The sequence below is a fragment of the Variovorax sp. V213 genome (assembly GCF_041154455.1).
GTDB lineage: Bacteria > Pseudomonadota > Gammaproteobacteria > Burkholderiales > Burkholderiaceae_C > Variovorax.
This window is the reverse complement of the sequence record NZ_AP028664.1, coordinates 3,181,169-3,197,718: the sequence shown is the minus strand read 5'-3', so window position 1 is coordinate 3,197,718 and position 16,550 is coordinate 3,181,169. Positions and strand designations below refer to the sequence as shown.

Annotated in this window: 15 protein-coding genes and 2 pseudogenes; 10 read left to right on the top strand and 7 right to left on the bottom strand. The window is 66.0% G+C overall.

The window, feature by feature from the left end; translation table 11 throughout:
* Window positions 1–51: 51 nt before the first annotated feature.
* Window positions 52–1,230 (top strand): acetyl-CoA C-acetyltransferase, encoded by a 1,179-nt coding sequence (locus ACAM55_RS15175; protein ID WP_369652355.1) that lies wholly within the window; start codon window positions 52–54, stop codon window positions 1,228–1,230.
* A 202-nt stretch (window positions 1,231–1,432) separates the two neighbouring features.
* Here ACAM55_RS15175 and ACAM55_RS15170 read toward each other — a convergent pair whose 3' ends face one another.
* On the bottom strand, window positions 1,433–2,344 hold the full coding sequence (locus tag ACAM55_RS15170) for a LysR family transcriptional regulator (RefSeq protein ID WP_369652354.1): 912 nt from the start codon (window positions 2,342–2,344) through the stop codon (window positions 1,433–1,435).
* 107 nt (window positions 2,345–2,451) lie between these two features.
* On the opposite strand from ACAM55_RS15170, the gene ACAM55_RS15165 reads away from it, so the two are divergent.
* The 5 genes and pseudogenes from ACAM55_RS15165 (at window position 2,452) to ACAM55_RS15145 (ending at window position 7,460) form a co-directional block, all read left to right on the top strand.
* Window positions 2,452–3,435 carry a tripartite tricarboxylate transporter substrate binding protein gene (locus tag ACAM55_RS15165; RefSeq protein WP_369652353.1) on the top strand — a complete coding sequence of 328 codons (984 nt, stop codon included), beginning with the start codon at window positions 2,452–2,454 and terminating at the stop codon, window positions 3,433–3,435.
* A gap of 7 nt (window positions 3,436–3,442) precedes the next feature.
* Window positions 3,443–4,351, top strand: a complete 909-nt coding sequence (locus tag ACAM55_RS15160; RefSeq protein WP_369652352.1) for a MaoC family dehydratase N-terminal domain-containing protein — start codon at window positions 3,443–3,445, stop codon at window positions 4,349–4,351.
* Between the two features lie 16 nt (window positions 4,352–4,367).
* Window positions 4,368–5,549: a CaiB/BaiF CoA transferase family protein gene (locus ACAM55_RS15155; RefSeq protein WP_369652351.1), complete on the top strand. Its 1,182-nt coding sequence runs from the start codon at window positions 4,368–4,370 to the stop codon at window positions 5,547–5,549.
* A complete protein-coding gene (locus ACAM55_RS15150; RefSeq protein WP_369652350.1) occupies window positions 5,546–6,415 on the top strand; it encodes a CoA ester lyase in 870 nt (289 codons plus the stop codon). The genes ACAM55_RS15155 and ACAM55_RS15150 overlap by 4 nt, the downstream gene beginning before the upstream one ends.
* Window positions 6,416–6,456: 41 nt before the next feature.
* Window positions 6,457–7,460 (top strand): annotated as a pseudogene (locus ACAM55_RS15145) (tripartite tricarboxylate transporter substrate-binding protein).
* Between the two features lie 21 nt (window positions 7,461–7,481).
* Here ACAM55_RS15145 and ACAM55_RS15140 read toward each other — a convergent pair.
* From ACAM55_RS15140 to ACAM55_RS15125, 4 genes are all read right to left on the bottom strand, one after another.
* On the bottom strand, window positions 7,482–8,276 hold the full coding sequence (locus ACAM55_RS15140; protein ID WP_369652349.1) for an alpha/beta fold hydrolase: 795 nt from the start codon (window positions 8,274–8,276) through the stop codon (window positions 7,482–7,484).
* 7 nt (window positions 8,277–8,283) lie between these two features.
* Complete coding sequence (locus ACAM55_RS15135; protein WP_369652348.1) at window positions 8,284–8,889, bottom strand: TetR/AcrR family transcriptional regulator; 606 nt, start codon at window positions 8,887–8,889, stop codon at window positions 8,284–8,286.
* 98 nt (window positions 8,890–8,987) lie between these two features.
* Window positions 8,988–9,491, bottom strand: a complete 504-nt coding sequence (locus tag ACAM55_RS15130; protein ID WP_369652347.1) for a CinA family protein — start codon at window positions 9,489–9,491, stop codon at window positions 8,988–8,990.
* Window positions 9,484–10,116, bottom strand: a complete 633-nt coding sequence (locus ACAM55_RS15125) for a DJ-1/PfpI family protein (RefSeq protein ID WP_369652346.1) — start codon at window positions 10,114–10,116, stop codon at window positions 9,484–9,486. Before ACAM55_RS15125 ends, ACAM55_RS15130 begins: the two co-directional genes overlap by 8 nt.
* A 194-nt stretch (window positions 10,117–10,310) precedes the next feature.
* On the opposite strand from ACAM55_RS15125, the gene phbB reads away from it, so the two are divergent.
* The 3 genes and pseudogenes from phbB (at window position 10,311) to ybaL (ending at window position 14,270) form a co-directional block, all read left to right on the top strand.
* Window positions 10,311–11,048 (top strand): acetoacetyl-CoA reductase, encoded by a 738-nt coding sequence (phbB, locus tag ACAM55_RS15120; protein ID WP_093011438.1) that lies wholly within the window; start codon window positions 10,311–10,313, stop codon window positions 11,046–11,048.
* A 128-nt stretch (window positions 11,049–11,176) separates the two neighbouring features.
* A pseudogene (locus ACAM55_RS15115) lies at window positions 11,177–12,519 on the top strand (dicarboxylate/amino acid:cation symporter).
* A gap of 47 nt (window positions 12,520–12,566) precedes the next feature.
* On the top strand, window positions 12,567–14,270 hold the full coding sequence (gene ybaL / locus ACAM55_RS15110; RefSeq protein ID WP_369652345.1) for a YbaL family putative K(+) efflux transporter: 1,704 nt from the start codon (window positions 12,567–12,569) through the stop codon (window positions 14,268–14,270).
* A 20-nt stretch (window positions 14,271–14,290) separates the two neighbouring features.
* On the opposite strand, the gene ACAM55_RS15105 is transcribed toward ybaL, so the two are convergent.
* Together ACAM55_RS15105 and ACAM55_RS15100 are read right to left on the bottom strand one after the other, a co-directional pair.
* On the bottom strand, window positions 14,291–14,695 hold the full coding sequence (locus tag ACAM55_RS15105; protein WP_369652344.1) for a hypothetical protein: 405 nt from the start codon (window positions 14,693–14,695) through the stop codon (window positions 14,291–14,293).
* Window positions 14,692–15,069, bottom strand: a complete 378-nt coding sequence (locus ACAM55_RS15100) for a hypothetical protein (RefSeq protein WP_369652343.1) — start codon at window positions 15,067–15,069, stop codon at window positions 14,692–14,694. The genes ACAM55_RS15105 and ACAM55_RS15100 overlap by 4 nt, the downstream gene beginning before the upstream one ends.
* A gap of 12 nt (window positions 15,070–15,081) precedes the next feature.
* Here ACAM55_RS15100 and ACAM55_RS15095 point away from each other — a divergent pair, with 12 nt between their 5' ends.
* Complete coding sequence (locus ACAM55_RS15095; RefSeq protein ID WP_369652342.1) at window positions 15,082–16,440, top strand: homoserine dehydrogenase; 1,359 nt, start codon at window positions 15,082–15,084, stop codon at window positions 16,438–16,440.
* Window positions 16,441–16,550: the final 110 nt, after the last annotated feature.

The following is a 16,550-nucleotide window of genomic DNA, read 5'->3' as shown; positions in this document are numbered from 1 at the left end:
CCGGCCGACGCACTCGTTCACTCACTTCAAATCACTTCAACGGAGAACCTCATGGAAGACATCGTCATCGTTTCGGCTGCACGCACGGCGGTCGGCAAATTCGGCGGCTCGCTCGCCGGCATTGCGGCCACCGAGCTGGGCGCCCTCGTGATCAAGGAAGTGATTGCGCGTGCCAACCTCACGGCCGACCAGGTCGGCGAAGCGATCATGGGCCAGGTGCTGGCCGCTGGCGCTGGCCAGAACCCCGCACGCCAGGCATGGCTCAAGAGCGGCGGAGCCAAGGAAACCCCGGCGCTCACCATCAATGCGGTGTGCGGCTCCGGCCTCAAGGCCGTGATGCTCGCGGCGCAGGCCGTGGCAACGGGCGACAGCGAAATCGTGATTGCCGGCGGACAGGAGAACATGAGCATGGCGCCGCACGTGCTGCCCAACTCGCGCAACGGCCAGCGCATGGGCGACTGGAAGCTGGCCGACACCATGATCGTGGACGGCCTGTGGGACGTCTACAACCAGTACCACATGGGCATCACGGCCGAGAACGTGGCCAAGAAGTTCGGCATCGACCGCACCGCGCAGGACGAACTCGCCCTTGGCAGCCAGACCAAGGCCGCGGCCGCGCAGGACGCCGGCAAGTTCAAGGACGAGATCGTGCCGGTGAGCATTGCCCAGAAGAAGGGCGACCCCATCGTCTTCGACAAGGACGAGTTCATCAACCGCAAGACCAGCGCCGATGGTCTGGCCGGCCTGCGCCCCGCCTTCGACAAGGCCGGCGGCGTGACCGCGGGCAACGCCTCGGGCCTGAACGACGGCGCAGCCGCCGTGATGGTGATGACCGCGAAGAAGGCCGCCTCGCTCGGCCTCAAGCCGCTGGGCCGCATCGCGAGCTACGCCACCGCCGGCCTCGACCCGGCCATCATGGGCATGGGCCCCGTGCCCGCGTCGACCAAGGCGCTGCAGCGCGCCGGCTGGAAGGCCGCCGACCTCGACCTGCTCGAGATCAACGAAGCCTTTGCCGCGCAGGCCTGCGCCGTGAACAAGGAAATGGGCTGGGACGTGAACAAGGTGAACGTGAACGGCGGCGCCATTGCCATCGGCCACCCCATCGGCGCGTCGGGCTGCCGCATCCTGGTGACGCTGCTGCATGAAATGCAGCGCCAGAACGCCAAGAAGGGCATTGCCTCGCTGTGCATCGGCGGCGGCATGGGCGTGGCGCTGACGATCGAGCGATAGGTCGTTCTTTGGGCGGCGCACTTTGTGCACCGCCCAAATTTTGAGCAAACTGATTATTCCTTATATAAAACAACGACTTAAATCGTGTTTACAAGGAAGCACATCAGTTATCCCCAAAGTTGTCCACGGAAATTGGGGACGGCACACACGCTTCCTCACCATTCGCTTGCAAGTCCTTGTTTTCAGTAGCGCGGGCCAGCTCTCAGGCGATGGCAGCCTGCTCACCGGCATAGTGCCGGCATAGCGTATCGACCAGCGCCTGCGCATAGATGGGCAGGGCGGCCCGGTCGCGCACCAGCAGATAGCGCTCCCGCACGCACCACGCGTCGCTGAGGTCGATCAGCGCGAGCTGCATGCTTTCCTGGTTGCGCCGCGCGGCCGATTCCGGCACCACCCCAATGCCGACACCGCTGCCGATCATCCGGCACATGGCGTCGAAGCTGCCGAGTTGGATGCGCAGCTTCTGCCGCTTGCCGAGGTTGTCGGTGATCTGCGCGAGAAAGGCCTGCAAGGTGCTGCCCTGCTGCATGCCGATGGCGTCTTCGTCGAGCGTCTCGGCGAATGAAATCTTGCGGCGCTTCGCGAAGCGGTGTTTTCGCGAAGTGACGAGCACCAGCCGGTCGGTGCTGAAGTGGATGGCTTCCAGGCCCAGCGTGTCGACACGGCCCGCCACGATGCCGATGTCGGCGCGGCCGTCGAGCACGCCGCGCGGGATCTGAGCATTCGGTTTTTCCTGAAGGTCGACGTTGATGCGCGGATTGCGCGCAAGAAAGCCGGGCAGGATCTCGGGTAAAAAATCGGTCACCGCAGTGGTGTTGGCGAACACGCGCAGATGGCCGCGGAGGCCTCCGCCGTATTCGAGCAGGTCGGCGCGCAGCTGCTCGGTCTGGTGCAGCACCAGGCGCGCATGATGCAGGAAGGCTTCTCCCGGCGGCAGCAGGCGAACGCCCCGGGCTTCCCGCTGCAGCAGCTGCAACCCGGCCTGGGTCTCGAGCGCCTTGATGCGCGCACTCGCCGCCGCGAGCGACAGATGCTGCCGCTCGGCCGCGCGCGTGAGATTGCCGAGTTCGGCCGTGGCAACGAAAAGGCGCAGGTCGGTCAGGTCGAAAAGCATGGCGCCATCGTACCCAAGCCTTCGGAATTCCAGAAGGCTGGGTTCCGAAATCGCAGATTGCGCGAAGGCTGGGGGCCAACGACCATGCGGGCATGGAGACAACACACATGAACCGCAAATTTCGCGTCGGCGCGCTGCTTTCGCTGGCGGCCGCGCTTGTGCTTGCGATGAGCCCGGCGAGCGCAGAGCCTTATCCCTCCCGGCCCATCACGCTGGTCGTGCCGCAGGCCGCAGGCGGCACCAACGACATCGTCGGCCGCCTCGTGGGCCAGAAGCTCGGCGAGGTGATGAACAACGCCAGCGTGGTGGTCGACAACCGGCCCGGCGCGGGCGGCAACATCGGCACGCAACTGGTCGCCAGGGGCCCGAAGGACGGCTACACGCTGCTCATGACCATCAGCAGCAGCCAGGCGATCAATCCGGCGCTCTACAAGAACCCGGGCTTCGACCCGGTGAAAGACTTCAAGCCCGTGGGCCTGGTCGGCGCGGTGCCCAACGTGCTGCTGGTCAACCCCTCGTTTCCGGCCAAGGACTTCAACGAGTTCCTGAAGCTTGCGCGGCAGAAGGGCGCCAACTACCAGTACGCCTCGGCGGGCAACGGCACGCTCAACCACCTGCTCGGTGAAATGCTCAACAGCATGGCGGGCATCTCTCTGCAGCACGTGCCGTACAAGGGCGTGGCGCCTGCGCTCAACGACGTGCTGGGCGGGCAGTTGCCGATCGTGTTCGCGAGCCTGCCTTCGGCGCTCTCGCACATCAAGGCCGGCAAGTTGCGTGCATTGGCCGTGAGCGGCGACAAGCGTTCGCCCGTGCTGCCCGACGTGCCCGCCATCGGCGAGGCGGTGCCGGGCTACAACGGCACGCTCTGGATCGGCCTGTTCGCGCCAGCGGGCGTCCCGGCCGACGTGCTGGCCACGCTGCAGGATGCGACGCGCAAGGCGCTGGCCGCCAAGGACCTGCGCGACAAGCTCGACCAGCAGGGCGTCGAGATCGCGGCGCCCACCACGCCCGATCAATTTTCGAAACTGCTGCAGGACGATCTCGCCAAGTGGGCGCGCATCGTCAAGGCCTCCGGCGCTGCAGTGGATTGAAAGAACCATGAGCGATTCCATGCATGAAACTTCTTCCGTGCTGATCGACGGCGATGCGCTGGCCAGGCTCCAGGCGTGGCAGGGCCGCAGCGAAACGCTGGCCGACGAGGTCACTGCCGCGCCCGTGCGCGCGCTCTCCGCCACGCTGGATCGCGACGACGCGCTGCCCGTGGCCGGCACGCGCCTGCCCGAGCTGTGGCACTGGCTCTATTTCCTGCCGCACCATCGCCAGTCCGAAATCGGCGACGACGGACATGCGAAGCGCGGCGGCTTCCTGCCGCCCGTGCCGCTGCCGCGCCGCATGTGGGCTGGTGGCCGGCTGGCGTGGGACGAGGGCAATCCGCTGCGGGTGGGCGACGCGGTGGAGCGCACCTCGACCATCGCCTCGGTCACCCACAAGGCAGGCCGCAGCGGCGAGCTGGTGTTCGTGCTCGTGCGCCATGAAGTGCGCAACGAACGCGGCCTCGCGCTCACCGAAGAACACGACATCGTCTACCGCGCCGCGGCCGCGCCAGGCGAGAAGGCGCCGCCGCCCACGCCGGCGCCGAAAGACGCCGCCTTCAGCCGCGAGATCGTGCCCGACGACGTGCTGCTGTTCCGCTATTCGGCGCTTACCTTCAATGGGCACCGCATCCACTACGACCGCCGCTACGTGACGCAGGTCGAGGGCTATCCGGGGTTGATCGTGCACGGGCCGCTCATCGCCACGCTCTTGGTCGACCTGCTGCGCCGGAACGTGCCGGGCGCGCAGCTCGCGCGTTTCGAATTCCGCGCCGTGCGGCCGACCTTCGACATCGCGCCGTTCCGCGTGCACGGCAAGCCGGCCGAAGGAAGCACGGACGGCAAGACTTTCAGCCTCTGGGGCGAAGACGCCGATGGCTGGCTCACGATGCAGGCCACGGCCGTGCTCGCATGACAAGGAAAGCAAGCCCATGACAAGACCTCTTGACGGCATCACCGTGGTTTCGCTCGAACACGCGATCGCGGCACCGTTCTGTACCCGCCAGCTGGCCGATCTTGGCGCCCGCGTCATCAAGGTGGAGCGTCCCGGCGTCGGCGACTTTGCACGCGCCTACGATGCGCGCGTGGGTGGCGAGGCCTCGCACTTCGTGTGGGTCAACCGCTCGAAGGAAAGCCTCACGCTCGACCTCAAGCAGCCCGCCGCGCTCGCGGTGCTGCAGGAGCTTGTGGCCGAGGCCGACGTGCTGGTGCAGAATCTCGCACCCGGCGCGGCCGCACGCATGGGCCTGGGCGCCGAAGCGCTGCAGGCGAAGCACCCGCGGCTCATCGTCTGCGACATCTCGGGCTACGGCGAAGACGGCCCGTACCGCGACAAGAAAGCCTATGACCTGCTGATCCAGAGCGAGGCGGGTTTCCTGTCGGTCACGGGCACGCCGGACGATCCGTGCAAGTCGGGCAATTCCATCGCCGACATTGCGGCGGGCATGTACGCCTACACCGGCATCCTCGCGGCGCTGCTCCAGCGCGGCAAGACCGGCAAGGGCTCGCACATCGACGTGTCGATGCTCGAGTCGCTCGCCGAATGGATGGGCTATCCGATGTACTACGCCTACGAAGGCGCGCCGCCGCCGCCGCGCAGCGCCGCTTCGCACGCCACCATCTACCCGTACGGCCCGTTTCCCGCGGGCGATGGCGGCACGGTGATGCTGGGCCTGCAGAACGAGCGCGAATGGCGCGTGTTCTGCGAGAAGGTGCTGCTGCAGCCGGGGCTCGCCACCGACGCGCGCTTCGACAGCAACGCGCGGCGCAACGAAAACCGCGACGCGCTGCGCGCGATCATCGTGGAGACCTTCGCCGCGCTCGGCACCATGCAGGTGGTCGAGCGCCTCGACGCCGCGCAGATTGCCAATGCGCGCATGAACGACATGGCGGGCCTCTGGGCACATCCGCAATTGCAGGCGCGCGAGCGCTGGCGGCAGGTGGGCTCGCCGGCAGGCGACATTCCGGCCCTGTTGCCTGCGGGGCGCCAGAGCGCCTTCGACTACCGAATGGACGCCGTGCCGGCCGTGGGCCAGCACACCGACGCCATCCTGCGCAGCCTGGGGCGCGGCGACGCCGAGATTGCCGCGTTGCGCGAGGCGGGGGCGGTGTGAGCACGGCTGCGAATCCGCCGCTGGCCCTGGCGCGCACCTTTCTCTTCGTGCCCGCCGACCGGCCCGAGCGCCACGCGCGCGCGCTGGCCACCGGTGCGGGAGGCGTCATCGTCGATCTCGAAGATGCCGTGGCGCCCGATCGCAAGGTGGCGGCGCGCGAGCAGCTGAGATCTTCTTTCGCTGCATTGCCCGCCGCGGAAAGAGGGCGCCTGCTGGTGCGCATCAATGCCCATGGCACACCGTGGCACGACGACGACCGTGCGCTGGTGGGTGAGCTTGCCGCCGAAGGCCTGATTGCCGGCGCGGTGCTGCCCAAGGCCGAACGCGCCGCGGACTTGCATCAGCTCGCCGCTGACATCGGCCCCAAGGGCCTGCTCGTGCCCTTGATCGAATCCGCCGCGGGCCTCGAAGCCGCCGCCGAACTCGCGGCCGCGCCGCAGGTGCTGCGGCTCGCGTTCGGCAACCTCGACTTCCAGGCCGACCTGGGCCTTGCCTGCGATGCGGACGAGGCCGAGCTGGTGCCGGTGCGCCTGGCACTGGTGCTGGCCTCGCGCCGTGCCGGCCTGGCCGCCCCCATCGATGGCGTCACGCCCGATTGGCGCGATGCGCCGCGGCTCGCGGCCGACACGGCTCGTGCACGCCGCGGCGGCTTCGGCGCCAAGCTCTGCATTCACCCCGACCAGGTGGCGCCCGTGCACGCCGCCCTGGGCCCGAGCACCGATGAGCTGGCATGGGCGCGCCGCGTGATGGATGCGACCCGCACCGCCGGTGGCGGCGTGGTGAGCCTCGACGGGCGCATGGTCGACGCACCCGTGGTGCGCCTGGCCGAGCGCCTGCTCGCGCTCGATACGCAAACGGTGCCCTGACGAGCGCCGCAGATCGACATCAAGACAAAGGAGACAACGAAGTGAACGCAACAAGCAACTGGAAAACACGGGCAATGCATGCGGCTGCGCTGGGCGCCTGCCTGCTGGCGGCCCAATCGCCCGCGGCGGCGCAGGCCCCGTGGCCCGAGAAACCCATCACCATGGTCGTGCCGTATTCGGCCGGCGGCCCCACCGACGTGGTCGCGCGCATGCTCGCGATTCCCATGGGCAAGTCGCTTGGGCAGACCGTGATCGTCGAGAACACCGTGGGCGCGGGCGGCACCATCGCACCCGGCCGCGTGGCCAAGGCGGCGCCCAACGGCTACACCATCCTCATCCATCACATGGGCATGGCCACCGCGCCCGCGCTCTACAAGAAGCTCAGCTACGACCCGCTGAAAGACTTCGAATACGTCGGCCAGGTGATGGACGTACCCATGACCCTGCTCTCGCGCAAGGACTTTCCGGCCAACAACTTCCAGGAGCTGCTGGCCTACGTGAAGACCCACAAGGACAAGGTGACGCTCGCCAACGCCGGCGTCGGTGCCGTGTCGCAGCTAGCGGCATGCTCTTCGCGCACCAGATCGGCGTGCAACTCACCACCGTGCCCTACAAGGGCGCCGGTCCCGCGCTCAACGACCTGATGGGCGGGCAGGTCGATCTGCTGTGCGACCAGACCACCCAGACCGCGCCCGTCATCAAGGACGGCAACCGGGTCAAGGTGTTCGGCGTGACCACGCCCAAGCGCCTGTCCAGCATGCCCAACATCCCCACGCTCGACGAGCAGGGCCTGAAGGGATTCGACGTGAAGGTGTGGCATGGCATCTACGCCCCCAAGGGCACGCCGCCGGCCGTGATGGAAAAGCTCAACACCGCCTTGCGCGCCGCGTTGCAGGACGACATGGTGAAGCAACGCTTTGCCGAACTGAGCACCGAGGCCGTGCCGATGGACAAGGTGACGCCCGAGGCGCTGCGCAAGCACCTGGCGGCCGAGACCGAGAAGTGGGGCAAGGTGATTCGCGCGGCCGGGGTGCAGGCGGATTGAGGCAGGAGCCTGCGGGCGTGTTCAATCCGTCCGCGCAAGAAACGCTTGCAGTTCGCTCCCGACCAGCTCGGGTGCTTCGAGCGGCAACCAATGGCCGAAGCCCCGATAGCGACTCACGGCTTGCGCACCAAAACGTTCGGCGAACTCCGGAGCGATGTAGGGATCGTCATCGCTCCACAGAACTTGCACCGGAATGCGCGATGCAAGCTCTCGCAATTGCGTATCCCAACCGTGGAAGTGCGCCAACTCGGTTGTCCTGAAAATGCGCAGCGCCATTTGTTTCATGGCAGGCGTGATGCGATCGAAGATTCGATCGATCTGTTCGGACGTGAGCCGGCTTGCGCCTTTCTTCATTTCCCTGGTGAACGCTCGCCGGCTTGTCAGGCGCTGGGCCAGCTCACCCAGGATAGGGGTGCGCCAGATCCTGTGTAATGCCGTCCAGCGGTATTCGGGCGAGAAGGCAGTGTTGAAGATCACGATGCGCCTGACTTTTTCGGGATGCTTGACGGCCCATGCCAAACCGAACTGGCCACCGATGTCATGGACCACGAGGCTGATCTTTTCGTGCAGCCCGAGCTGAATGACGAGATCATCGACAAACTTGGCCAGGTGCTCGAGAGAGCAATCAAAATCCGAGGCTGCGACGGAATGTCCATACCCTGGCAGATCAGGCGCGAGGCACCGATGGTGCACGCTCAGTTTCGCAATGAGATCGCGCCAGATATCGGAAGTATCGGGATTGCCGTGCAGGAACAAGACCGGCGGTCCGTTTCCCTGATCGACCACGTGCACTTGATGACCTTGAAAACTCAGCATGGCAGTCCTATTTCGCGGAGGCATTTGCGCCAGTGACGATCAGGTGAAGCATGCTCCCGAGCACGCTGTCGAATGTCGGTGATGAATCCAGTTTGCCCGCTAGTTGCAAAGACACGGCACCGTGAATTGCGCTCCAGAAGATCCGACCCAGCAGACGTGGATCGCCCTTGATGGAACCCTCTTGCACCAGGCGTTCCAGTGGCGCGGTCATGATCTGCTCGGCACGCAGCGCGGCGCGCGCCAGGTCAGGGAAGATCGACATCCTGGGATGGGGGAGGTCGAACATGAGCTTGTAGGCCCTTGGATTCTCGAAAGCGAAGCGCAGATAAGCCATGCGCACCGCGGCCGATCGTTCGAGGCCGCTGCCGTCGATGGCGAACGCCGTCTCCAGTGCGTTCGAGAAGCGGTCCAACGCCGCCGCTGTGACGGCCGCCAGAATTTCGTCCTTGTCCCGGAAATACCGATACGGCGTCATGGCACTGCAGCCAAGCTGCTGCGCCAGCTGGCGCACCGTGACGCCATCGATTCCATGCTCCGCGAAGGAGCGTTCGGCAACCGACAGCAGGCGTCGACGAAAGTCTTGGACTTCCGCATCGGAGAGGGCTTTGGGCATGAAGTATCTCAATCAATTTACATCGTAAATGTACGATGTAAATTAAATGCAGGCAAGCTTGGCTGGAGCGGCGCCGTTCGCACTCGTCCGATGAAGGGCTAGGCCCGGAGCGTCTCGTCGAACAGCAAGAGCAACTGCCGCGCGAACACGTCCATGTTCGACACGCGGTCCGCGTCGCCGGTCTCGATGGTCCTGCTTGCGGTGGCCGCACCGGCGATGGCCACGCACACATGGCCCGGCGCGTCGCCGTAAGGGCTGCCGGAAGGGCCGGCCGCGCCGCTCTCGGCGATTCCCCACGTGGCGCGGTGGCTGTCGCGGATCCTGCCCGCGATGAACCTGGCATAGGGTTCGGTTTCCGCGCGCATGCCGGCGGCCATGTCCTCTGGAGTCAGTCCCAGCAGCGCCTTTGCAGCGCGCCGCGAATAGACCACCGCGCCGCCGAGGAAGAAGGCCGATGCGCCTGGAATGGCAAGCAGGGCGGCCGACACGAGGCCGCCGGCCGAAGATTCGGCCACGGCCACCGTCTGGCGCCGCTCGCGCAGGGTGGCACCGACGCGTGCGGCGAGGACGGAAAGCGGCTCCAGGCCGGAAACGTCAGGCATTGGGCCGCCGCACGTACGCTGGCGCCCGCTCATGGCTCGCCGTGCTGCCATAGACCGTGCCAGCCGGGTAGTACTCGGCCTGCAGCTGCACCCGGGCCGCGGCTTCCTCGCCGGCGGTGTGGGCAATGAAGGCGAGCATCAGGTCGGTGCCGGCCGAAACGCCGGCCGAGCTCCACACGTTGCCGTCCCGCACGAAGCGCTCTTCCACCACATTCACATCCCCGAGCGCGCGCAGCCGGTCGAGCGACCCCCAGTGCGTGGTGGCGGTCTTGCCGGAGAGCAGCCCGGCCGCGTGGAGCACGAACGCGCCGGTGCACACGGACAGCAGCGCCTCGCACCCGGGTGCCTGCACAGCGAGGAAGCGCAGCATCGCGGGGTTGTCGACCTCGCGGCGCGTGCCCATGCCGCCGGGCACGAGCAGGTAGTCGAGCGGCGGGCAGTCGGCAAACGACACGTGTGGATTGACCGACAGACCCTTGGCGCACTTCACCGGCTCGCGCTTCTCGGCGACGACGACACAGTTTTTCGGACCTGCGGCGAGCTTGCTCCACATCGTGAGCATTTCCCAGGGGCCGACGAAATCGAGTTCCTCGACCTCGGGGAATATGACGATCCCGAAATTCATACTTTCGAACTCCTTGAAGGCGCCCGGAATGCGCAAGAAGGTACAGACTCATGTATATGGTTGCACATCGGCCCTGCATTGACAGCTGCTTGCCAGCTTGGCTCAGTGTTTTCCTCAGCGATGGGTGGCTTGAAATTCGCTAGAGTGAAGGCGGCCGTTCAGGCTTTTGCTTCGTACACATCAAGGAAAATTTCATGAGCAAGAAAGTTGCATATGTCACCGGAGGCATGGGTGGCATCGGAACTGCCATCTGCCAGCGTCTGCACAAAGACGGCTTCACTGTCATCGCAGGCTGCGGCCCCACGCGCGACCATGCCAAATGGCTGGCCGAGCAGAAGGCCCTGGGCTTCGAGTTCCATGCGTCGGTCGGCAATGTCGGCGACTGGCAATCCACTGTCGAGGCGTTTTCGGCCGCCAAGGCTGCGCACGGTCCCATCGACGTGCTGGTCAACAATGCCGGCATCACGCGGGACCGCATGTTCCTGAAGATGACGCCCGAAGACTGGAGCGCGGTCATCGAGACCAACCTCAACAGCATGTTCAACGTCACCAAGCAGGTGGTGGGCGACATGGTCGAAAAAGGCTGGGGCCGCATCATCAACATCAGCTCGGTCAACGGCGCCAAGGGCCAGGCAGGGCAGACCAACTACTCGGCGGCCAAGGCCGGCATGCACGGCTTCACGATGGCGCTGGCACAGGAGCTGGCGAACAAGGGCGTGACGGTCAACACCGTGAGCCCGGGCTACATCGGCACCGACATGGTCAAGGCCATCCGCCAGGAGGTGCTCGACAAGATCGTGGCCACCATCCCGGTCAAGCGCCTGGGCGAGCCGAGCGAAATTGCCTCCATCATCTCGTGGCTTGCCACGGACGAGGGCGGCTACAGCACCGGGGCCGATTTCTCGGTCAACGGCGGCCTGCACATGCACTGATCATGCTGACCGCAACCTGATCGAAAAGACCCGCTTCGGCGGGTTTTTTTCATTTGAAGGATGTGGCTTCCACGAATGGAAAGCGGCTGAAAGGGACCTACAGTTTCCAACCCGACTCGGAGGCAAAAATGGCAGACACAACAACCACATCGCCCAGAAAACTTCCTCTTTACCGTTCGCTCTACGTCCAGGTGATCACCGCGGTGGTCATCGGCGTGCTGCTCGGCCACTTCTACCCCGTCATCGGCGAGTCGATGAAGCCGCTGGGCGACGGCTTCATCAAGCTCATCAAGATGATCATCGCGCCGATCATCTTCTGCACGGTGGTGGTCGGCATCGCAGGCATGGAAGACATGAAGAAGGTCGGCAAGACGGCGGCCTGGCGCTGCTGTACTTCGAGATCGTGAGCACCATCGCGCTCGTGGTCGGCCTCTTGCTGGTCAATCTGCTGCAGCCCGGCGCAGGCATGAACATCGACCCGGCCACGCTCGACACGAAGGCGATTGCCTCCTACACCGGCCCCGGAAAGATGACCGGTACGGTCGACTTTCTCCTGAACGTCATTCCCAGCACGGTGGTCGACGCCTTTGCCAAGGGCGAAATCCTGCAGGTGCTGCTGATCGCCGTGCTGTTCGGCTTTGCGCTGCACCGTTTCGGCGGGCGCGGCACGCTGGTGTTCGACGTGATCGAGAAGGGCTCGCACGTGCTCTTCGTGATCGTCGGCTACATCATGAAGCTGGCACCCATCGGCGCCTTTGGCGCGATGGCCTTCACCATCGGCAAGTACGGGCTGGGCAGCCTGTTCTCGCTCGGCAAGCTGATGGGCACGTTCTACCTGACCTGCCTGCTGTTCATCTTCGTGGTACTGGGGCTCATTGCGCGCTTCCACGGCTTCAGCATCTGGAAGTTCATCAAGTACATCAAGGAAGAACTGCTGATCGTGCTGGGCACTTCATCGTCCGAGTCGGTGCTGCCGCGCATGATGGAGAAGATGGAGAACCTGGGCGCCAACAAGGCCTGCGTGGGCCTGGTGATTCCTACCGGCTATTCGTTCAACCTCGACGGCACTTCCATCTACCTGACGATGGCGGCGGTGTTCATTGCGCAAGCCACCAACACGCCCATGACGCTGATGCAGGAGATCACGCTGCTGGCCGTGCTGCTCCTGACCTCGAAGGGCGCCGCAGGCGTGACCGGCAGCGGCTTCATCGTGCTGGCCGCCACGCTGTCGGCGGTGGGCCATGTGCCCGTAGCGGGCCTGGCGCTGATCCTCGGCATCGACCGCTTCATGTCGGAGGCCCGCGCGCTGACCAACCTGATCGGCAACGGCGTGGCCACCATCGTGGTCGCCAAGTGGACGAACGAGCTCGACACCGAGCGGTTGAAGGCCGGGCTCAACAACGAGAACTGGGTCGAGGCGCAGGAACCCGAAGTGCTCGAAGGCGCCCGCGTCAGCAAGATGGCCGACTGATGTCCGTGTAGGGCAAGGGAAAGGCATCGTTCCTGCAAAATGGAACGATGCCCCACAGCGTTTCCCTGATCAACACCATTGCCGCCGGGTTGGGGCTGGCGCTCGTGTTCGGTTTCCTGGCCGTGCGGCTGCGGCTGCCGGCGTTGGTGGGCTACCTGCTGGCGGGGGTGATCATCGGGCCCTTCACGCCGGGCTTCGTGGCCGATGCGGGCATTGCGGCGCAGCTGGCCGAAATCGGCGTGATGCTGCTGATGTTCGGCGTAGGCCTGCATTTTTCGCTCGACGACCTGCTGGCGGTGCGCAAGATCGCTCTGCCGGGTGCGTTGGCGCAGATCGCGGTGGCCACCCTGCTCGGTGGCGCACTGGCGCTCTGGTGGGGTTGGTCCTGGGGCGAGGCGCTGGTCTTCGGCCTGGCGCTGTCGGTGGCGAGCACGGTCGTGCTGCTGCGGGCGCTCGAGAGCCTGGGCATTCTCGATTCGTTCACGGGCCGCATTGCCGTGGGGTGGCTGGTGGTCGAGGACCTGGCCATGGTGCTGGTCCTGGTGCTGATGCCGCCGCTGGCGGGCGCCCTGGGCGGGACTGCCGGCGTTCCGGCGGGCGCCGCGCCGGACCCTCTGTGGCAGACGCTCGGGCTCACGCTGCTGCAGGTGGGGGGCTTCGTGGCGCTGATGCTGGTGGTCGGAAGGCGGGCCTTCCCCTGGATTCTCTGGCAGGTCACGCGCACCGGCTCGCGCGAACTGTTCACGCTGTGCGTGATAGCGGCGGCCGTGAGCATCGCCTTCGCATCGGCGGCGTTGTTCGGCGTGTCGTTCGCCCTCGGTGCGTTCTTTGCGGGCATGGTGATGCGTGAATCGGAATTCAGCCACCGCGCCGCGCAGGAATCGCTGCCGCTGCGCGACGCCTTCGCGGTGCTGTTCTTCGTCTCCGTGGGCATGCTCTTCGATCCTTCGGTGCTCCTGGAACGCCCGCTGCAGGTGCTGGCGGTGGTGGCCGTGATCGTGCTGGGCAAGTCGCTTGCCGCCTGCGCGCTGGTGCTGGCGTTTCGCTATCCGCTGCGCACCGCGCTCACCGTGAGCGCGAGCCTCGCGCAGATCGGGGAGTTCTCGTTCATCCTTGCGGGGCTCGGCGTATCGCTCGGCGTGCTGCCGGTCGAAGGCCAGAGCCTCATCCTGGCCGGCGCGCTCATTTCCATTGCCACCAATCCGCTGTGGTTCAGCCTGATCGTGCCATTGCAAAAATGGCTGCATGCCCGTCTTCCGTTGGCGCGGGGGCTCGAATCGCGCGACCATCCGCTGGCCGAATTGCCCACGACCACCGAAGCCAGGTACCTGTCCAGGCAGGTGGTGCTGGTGGGCTATGGCCGCGTCGGGCGCCGCATTGCGTCCGAGCTGGAGGCGAACGACATTCCCTATGTGGTGGCGGAGCAGAACCGTGAACTGGTGGAGAAGCTGCGCGAAGCCGGTGTGGCGGCCGTGTGGGGCGATGCGGCCGATCCTTCCGTGCTGATCCAGGCGCACATTGCGCGCGCACGGGTGCTGGTGGTGGCAACGCCGGACGCCATCCACGTGCGCCAGATGATGGAAATCGCGCGCACGCTCAACCCGGCGATCGAGACCGTGATCCGCAGCCACAACGAAGATGAAGCCCGGATGCTCACGCAGGAGACCACCGCAACCGTCTTTCTGGGCGAACAGGAACTGGCGCAAGCCATGGCCCGCGACGTGGTGCGGCGCACCGTGGCTGCGGCCTGAGCGGCCGCCGCATCAGGGGCTCAAAGATCTTCGATGACCAGCGTGCGATAGCGCTGCGCAATCGAATAGGGGACGGTGCGCACCACCTCCATCAGGTGATTTGCGGCTTCTTCGTTTTTCGTCCTGACCAACAGGCCGGTGTGGCCCTCGCGCGCCAGCTGGGTGTAGGCACGCACGGTGGCCGCATCGGTGCCGGCGGATGGCAGCGGATCGTCGGCTTCCCTCACGGTGGGTGTGATCTCCTCCAGGATCGTGGCAGCGGGAATCAGGTAGATCTCGTCGCCGCTCACGCCGTTTTCGATCAGTTTGTGGCCGATGCGGCTGGCGTCTGCCGCGCTCGGAAACATCACCATCGAATAGCCAGTGGGGTAGAAAGCGCCGCCGAAGCTTGCCCGCATGCGGGGCTCTAGGACGAAATTCTTCATGATGCTGCCTCCTGGATGATGCCGTTCTTTTCCCACGACATTAGGCTCGCTGCGGGCGGAGGTGTGTAGGCCTCCTCCCTGTATTCGAGCGGGTTTTGCGCGGGAAGTCCCCTGCGCCAGGCGGGCCTTGTGTACACTTGCTGTTTCATGCCGTGCCATTTCTTCCCCACCACCGTCTGCGCAGCCTCGCTGGTCTGCCTGACGTCGCCTGCCTTCGCGCGGGCGAGCGGGGCGTTGGTTGCACGAATGATTACCACCATTACCACCGCGGCCCCCTGAGCACGCGCAGGTGGCCGTTTCGGCAGCCACCTGGTGTATCGCTCTTCTCCGAATGAATGAACCCAGCTCTGGCAGCTGGGTTTTTTGTTTTTCATCCGGAGATTTCCATGTACCGCGATCCAGTCCAGTCACTCGAACCCCTGCCCAGCCTTCCTGCGGCCCTTCGCGCACTGCGCGTGGGCATGATCGGCATCGGCACCGTCGGCGCGGGCACGTTCCGGGTGCTGGCACGCAACCAGGCCGACATCGCGGGACGCGCGGGCCGGCCGATCGAACTGGTGATGGTGGCGGCACGCAACCTGGCACGCGCCGCCGGCATCGTGGGCGACGCTGTTCCGGTGACGGACGACCCGCTGCGCGTGGCCACGCATCCGGACGTCGACGTGGTGGTGGAAGTGGCTGGCGGCACCGGCCCGGCGCGCGACTGGGTGCTGGCCGCCATTGCGCACGGCAAGCACGTGGTCACGGCCAACAAGGCCCTGCTGGCGGTGCACGGCGCCGAGATCTTCGCGGCGGCCCGCCAGCACGGCGTGGCCGTGGCCTACGAGGGCGCCGTGGCGGTGAGCATCCCCATCGTCAAGGCGCTGCGCGAAGGCCTTACGGCCAACCGCATCGAGTGGGTGGCGGGCATCATCAACGGCACCACCAATTTCATCCTGAGCAAGATGGAGGACGATGGCCTGGACTTCCCCGCCGCGCTCGCACAGGCCCAGGCGCTGGGCTATGCCGAGGCCGATCCGGCCTTCGACATCGAGGGCATCGACGCCGCGCACAAGCTCACCCTGCTGGCCGCCAATGCGTTCGGCACCCCCGTGCGGCTTGCCGACGTGCAGGTGGAAGGCATCACGTCCCTCCAGCGGATGGACGTGGCCTGCGCGGCGCAACTGGGTTTTCGCATCAAGCTGCTGGGCGTGGCGCGGCGAAGGGAGGAGGGCATCGAGCTGCGCGTGCAGCCCGCGCTGGTGCCGGCGTCGCACCTCATGGCGCACGTGAACGGGTCGATGAACGCCGTCATGGTCAAGGGGGATGCGGCCGGCGTGACGATGTACTACGGCGCGGGTGCCGGGTCCGAGCAGACCGCCTCGGCGGTGATCGCCGATCTGGTGGACGTGGCGCGGCTCGACGGCACCCACGCTGCACAGCGCGTGCCTCACCTCGGGTTTCATCCACACGCGATGAGCGCCTTGCCAGTGCTGCCGCCTGCCGCCGCGTGTTTACCGCACTACCTGCGCATACCCGTGCATGCGGCCGGCCGGATCGAGGCGGTGTCGGACTGGCTCGCCGACCAGCAGGTACCGGTGCGCCAGGTGTCGCTGGCGAGCGGGCAGCCCGGCATGGGGCCGCAGGTGCTGGTGCTGACGCAACCGGTGCGGCAGGGCACGGTCGACCTGGCGCTGCAAGCGCTGCAGGCACATCCCTCGGTCGCAGGGAAAGTCACCGCGCTGCGGGTGGAAGAACTGGCGTGAGGGGCCTTCTTGCGTCCTGACCTGGGACAGAATCAGGCACGGCGGGCCCTGGCACCGCCAACAAACGGGAGTCGCAATGAAATTCGATCGGCACGGTGGCCCTCAGGACC

Bases quoted from the DNA above. Each gene is read 5' to 3' on its own strand.
- ybaL (WP_369652345.1), top strand. From the start codon at position 12,567: ATGCCCCACAGCGTTTCCCTGATCAACACCATTGCCGCCGGGTTGGGG.
- ACAM55_RS15165 (WP_369652353.1), top strand. From the start codon at position 2,452: ATGAACCGCAAATTTCGCGTCGGCGCGCTGCTTTCGCTGGCGGCCGCG.
- ACAM55_RS15095 (WP_369652342.1), top strand. From the start codon at position 15,082: ATGTACCGCGATCCAGTCCAGTCACTCGAACCCCTGCCCAGCCTTCCT.
- ACAM55_RS15130 (WP_369652347.1), bottom strand. From the start codon at position 9,491: ATGCCTGACGTTTCCGGCCTGGAGCCGCTTTCCGTCCTCGCCGCACGC.
- ACAM55_RS15170 (WP_369652354.1), bottom strand. From the start codon at position 2,344: ATGCTTTTCGACCTGACCGACCTGCGCCTTTTCGTTGCCACGGCCGAA.
- ACAM55_RS15105 (WP_369652344.1), bottom strand. From the start codon at position 14,695: ATGAAGAATTTCGTCCTAGAGCCCCGCATGCGGGCAAGCTTCGGCGGC.
- ACAM55_RS15155 (WP_369652351.1), top strand. From the start codon at position 4,368: ATGACAAGACCTCTTGACGGCATCACCGTGGTTTCGCTCGAACACGCG.
- ACAM55_RS15100 (WP_369652343.1), bottom strand. From the start codon at position 15,069: ATGAAAAACAAAAAACCCAGCTGCCAGAGCTGGGTTCATTCATTCGGA.
- ACAM55_RS15135 (WP_369652348.1), bottom strand. From the start codon at position 8,889: ATGCCCAAAGCCCTCTCCGATGCGGAAGTCCAAGACTTTCGTCGACGC.
- phbB (WP_093011438.1), top strand. From the start codon at position 10,311: ATGAGCAAGAAAGTTGCATATGTCACCGGAGGCATGGGTGGCATCGGA.
- ACAM55_RS15125 (WP_369652346.1), bottom strand. From the start codon at position 10,116: ATGAATTTCGGGATCGTCATATTCCCCGAGGTCGAGGAACTCGATTTC.
- ACAM55_RS15175 (WP_369652355.1), top strand. From the start codon at position 52: ATGGAAGACATCGTCATCGTTTCGGCTGCACGCACGGCGGTCGGCAAA.
- ACAM55_RS15160 (WP_369652352.1), top strand. From the start codon at position 3,443: ATGAGCGATTCCATGCATGAAACTTCTTCCGTGCTGATCGACGGCGAT.
- ACAM55_RS15140 (WP_369652349.1), bottom strand. From the start codon at position 8,276: ATGCTGAGTTTTCAAGGTCATCAAGTGCACGTGGTCGATCAGGGAAAC.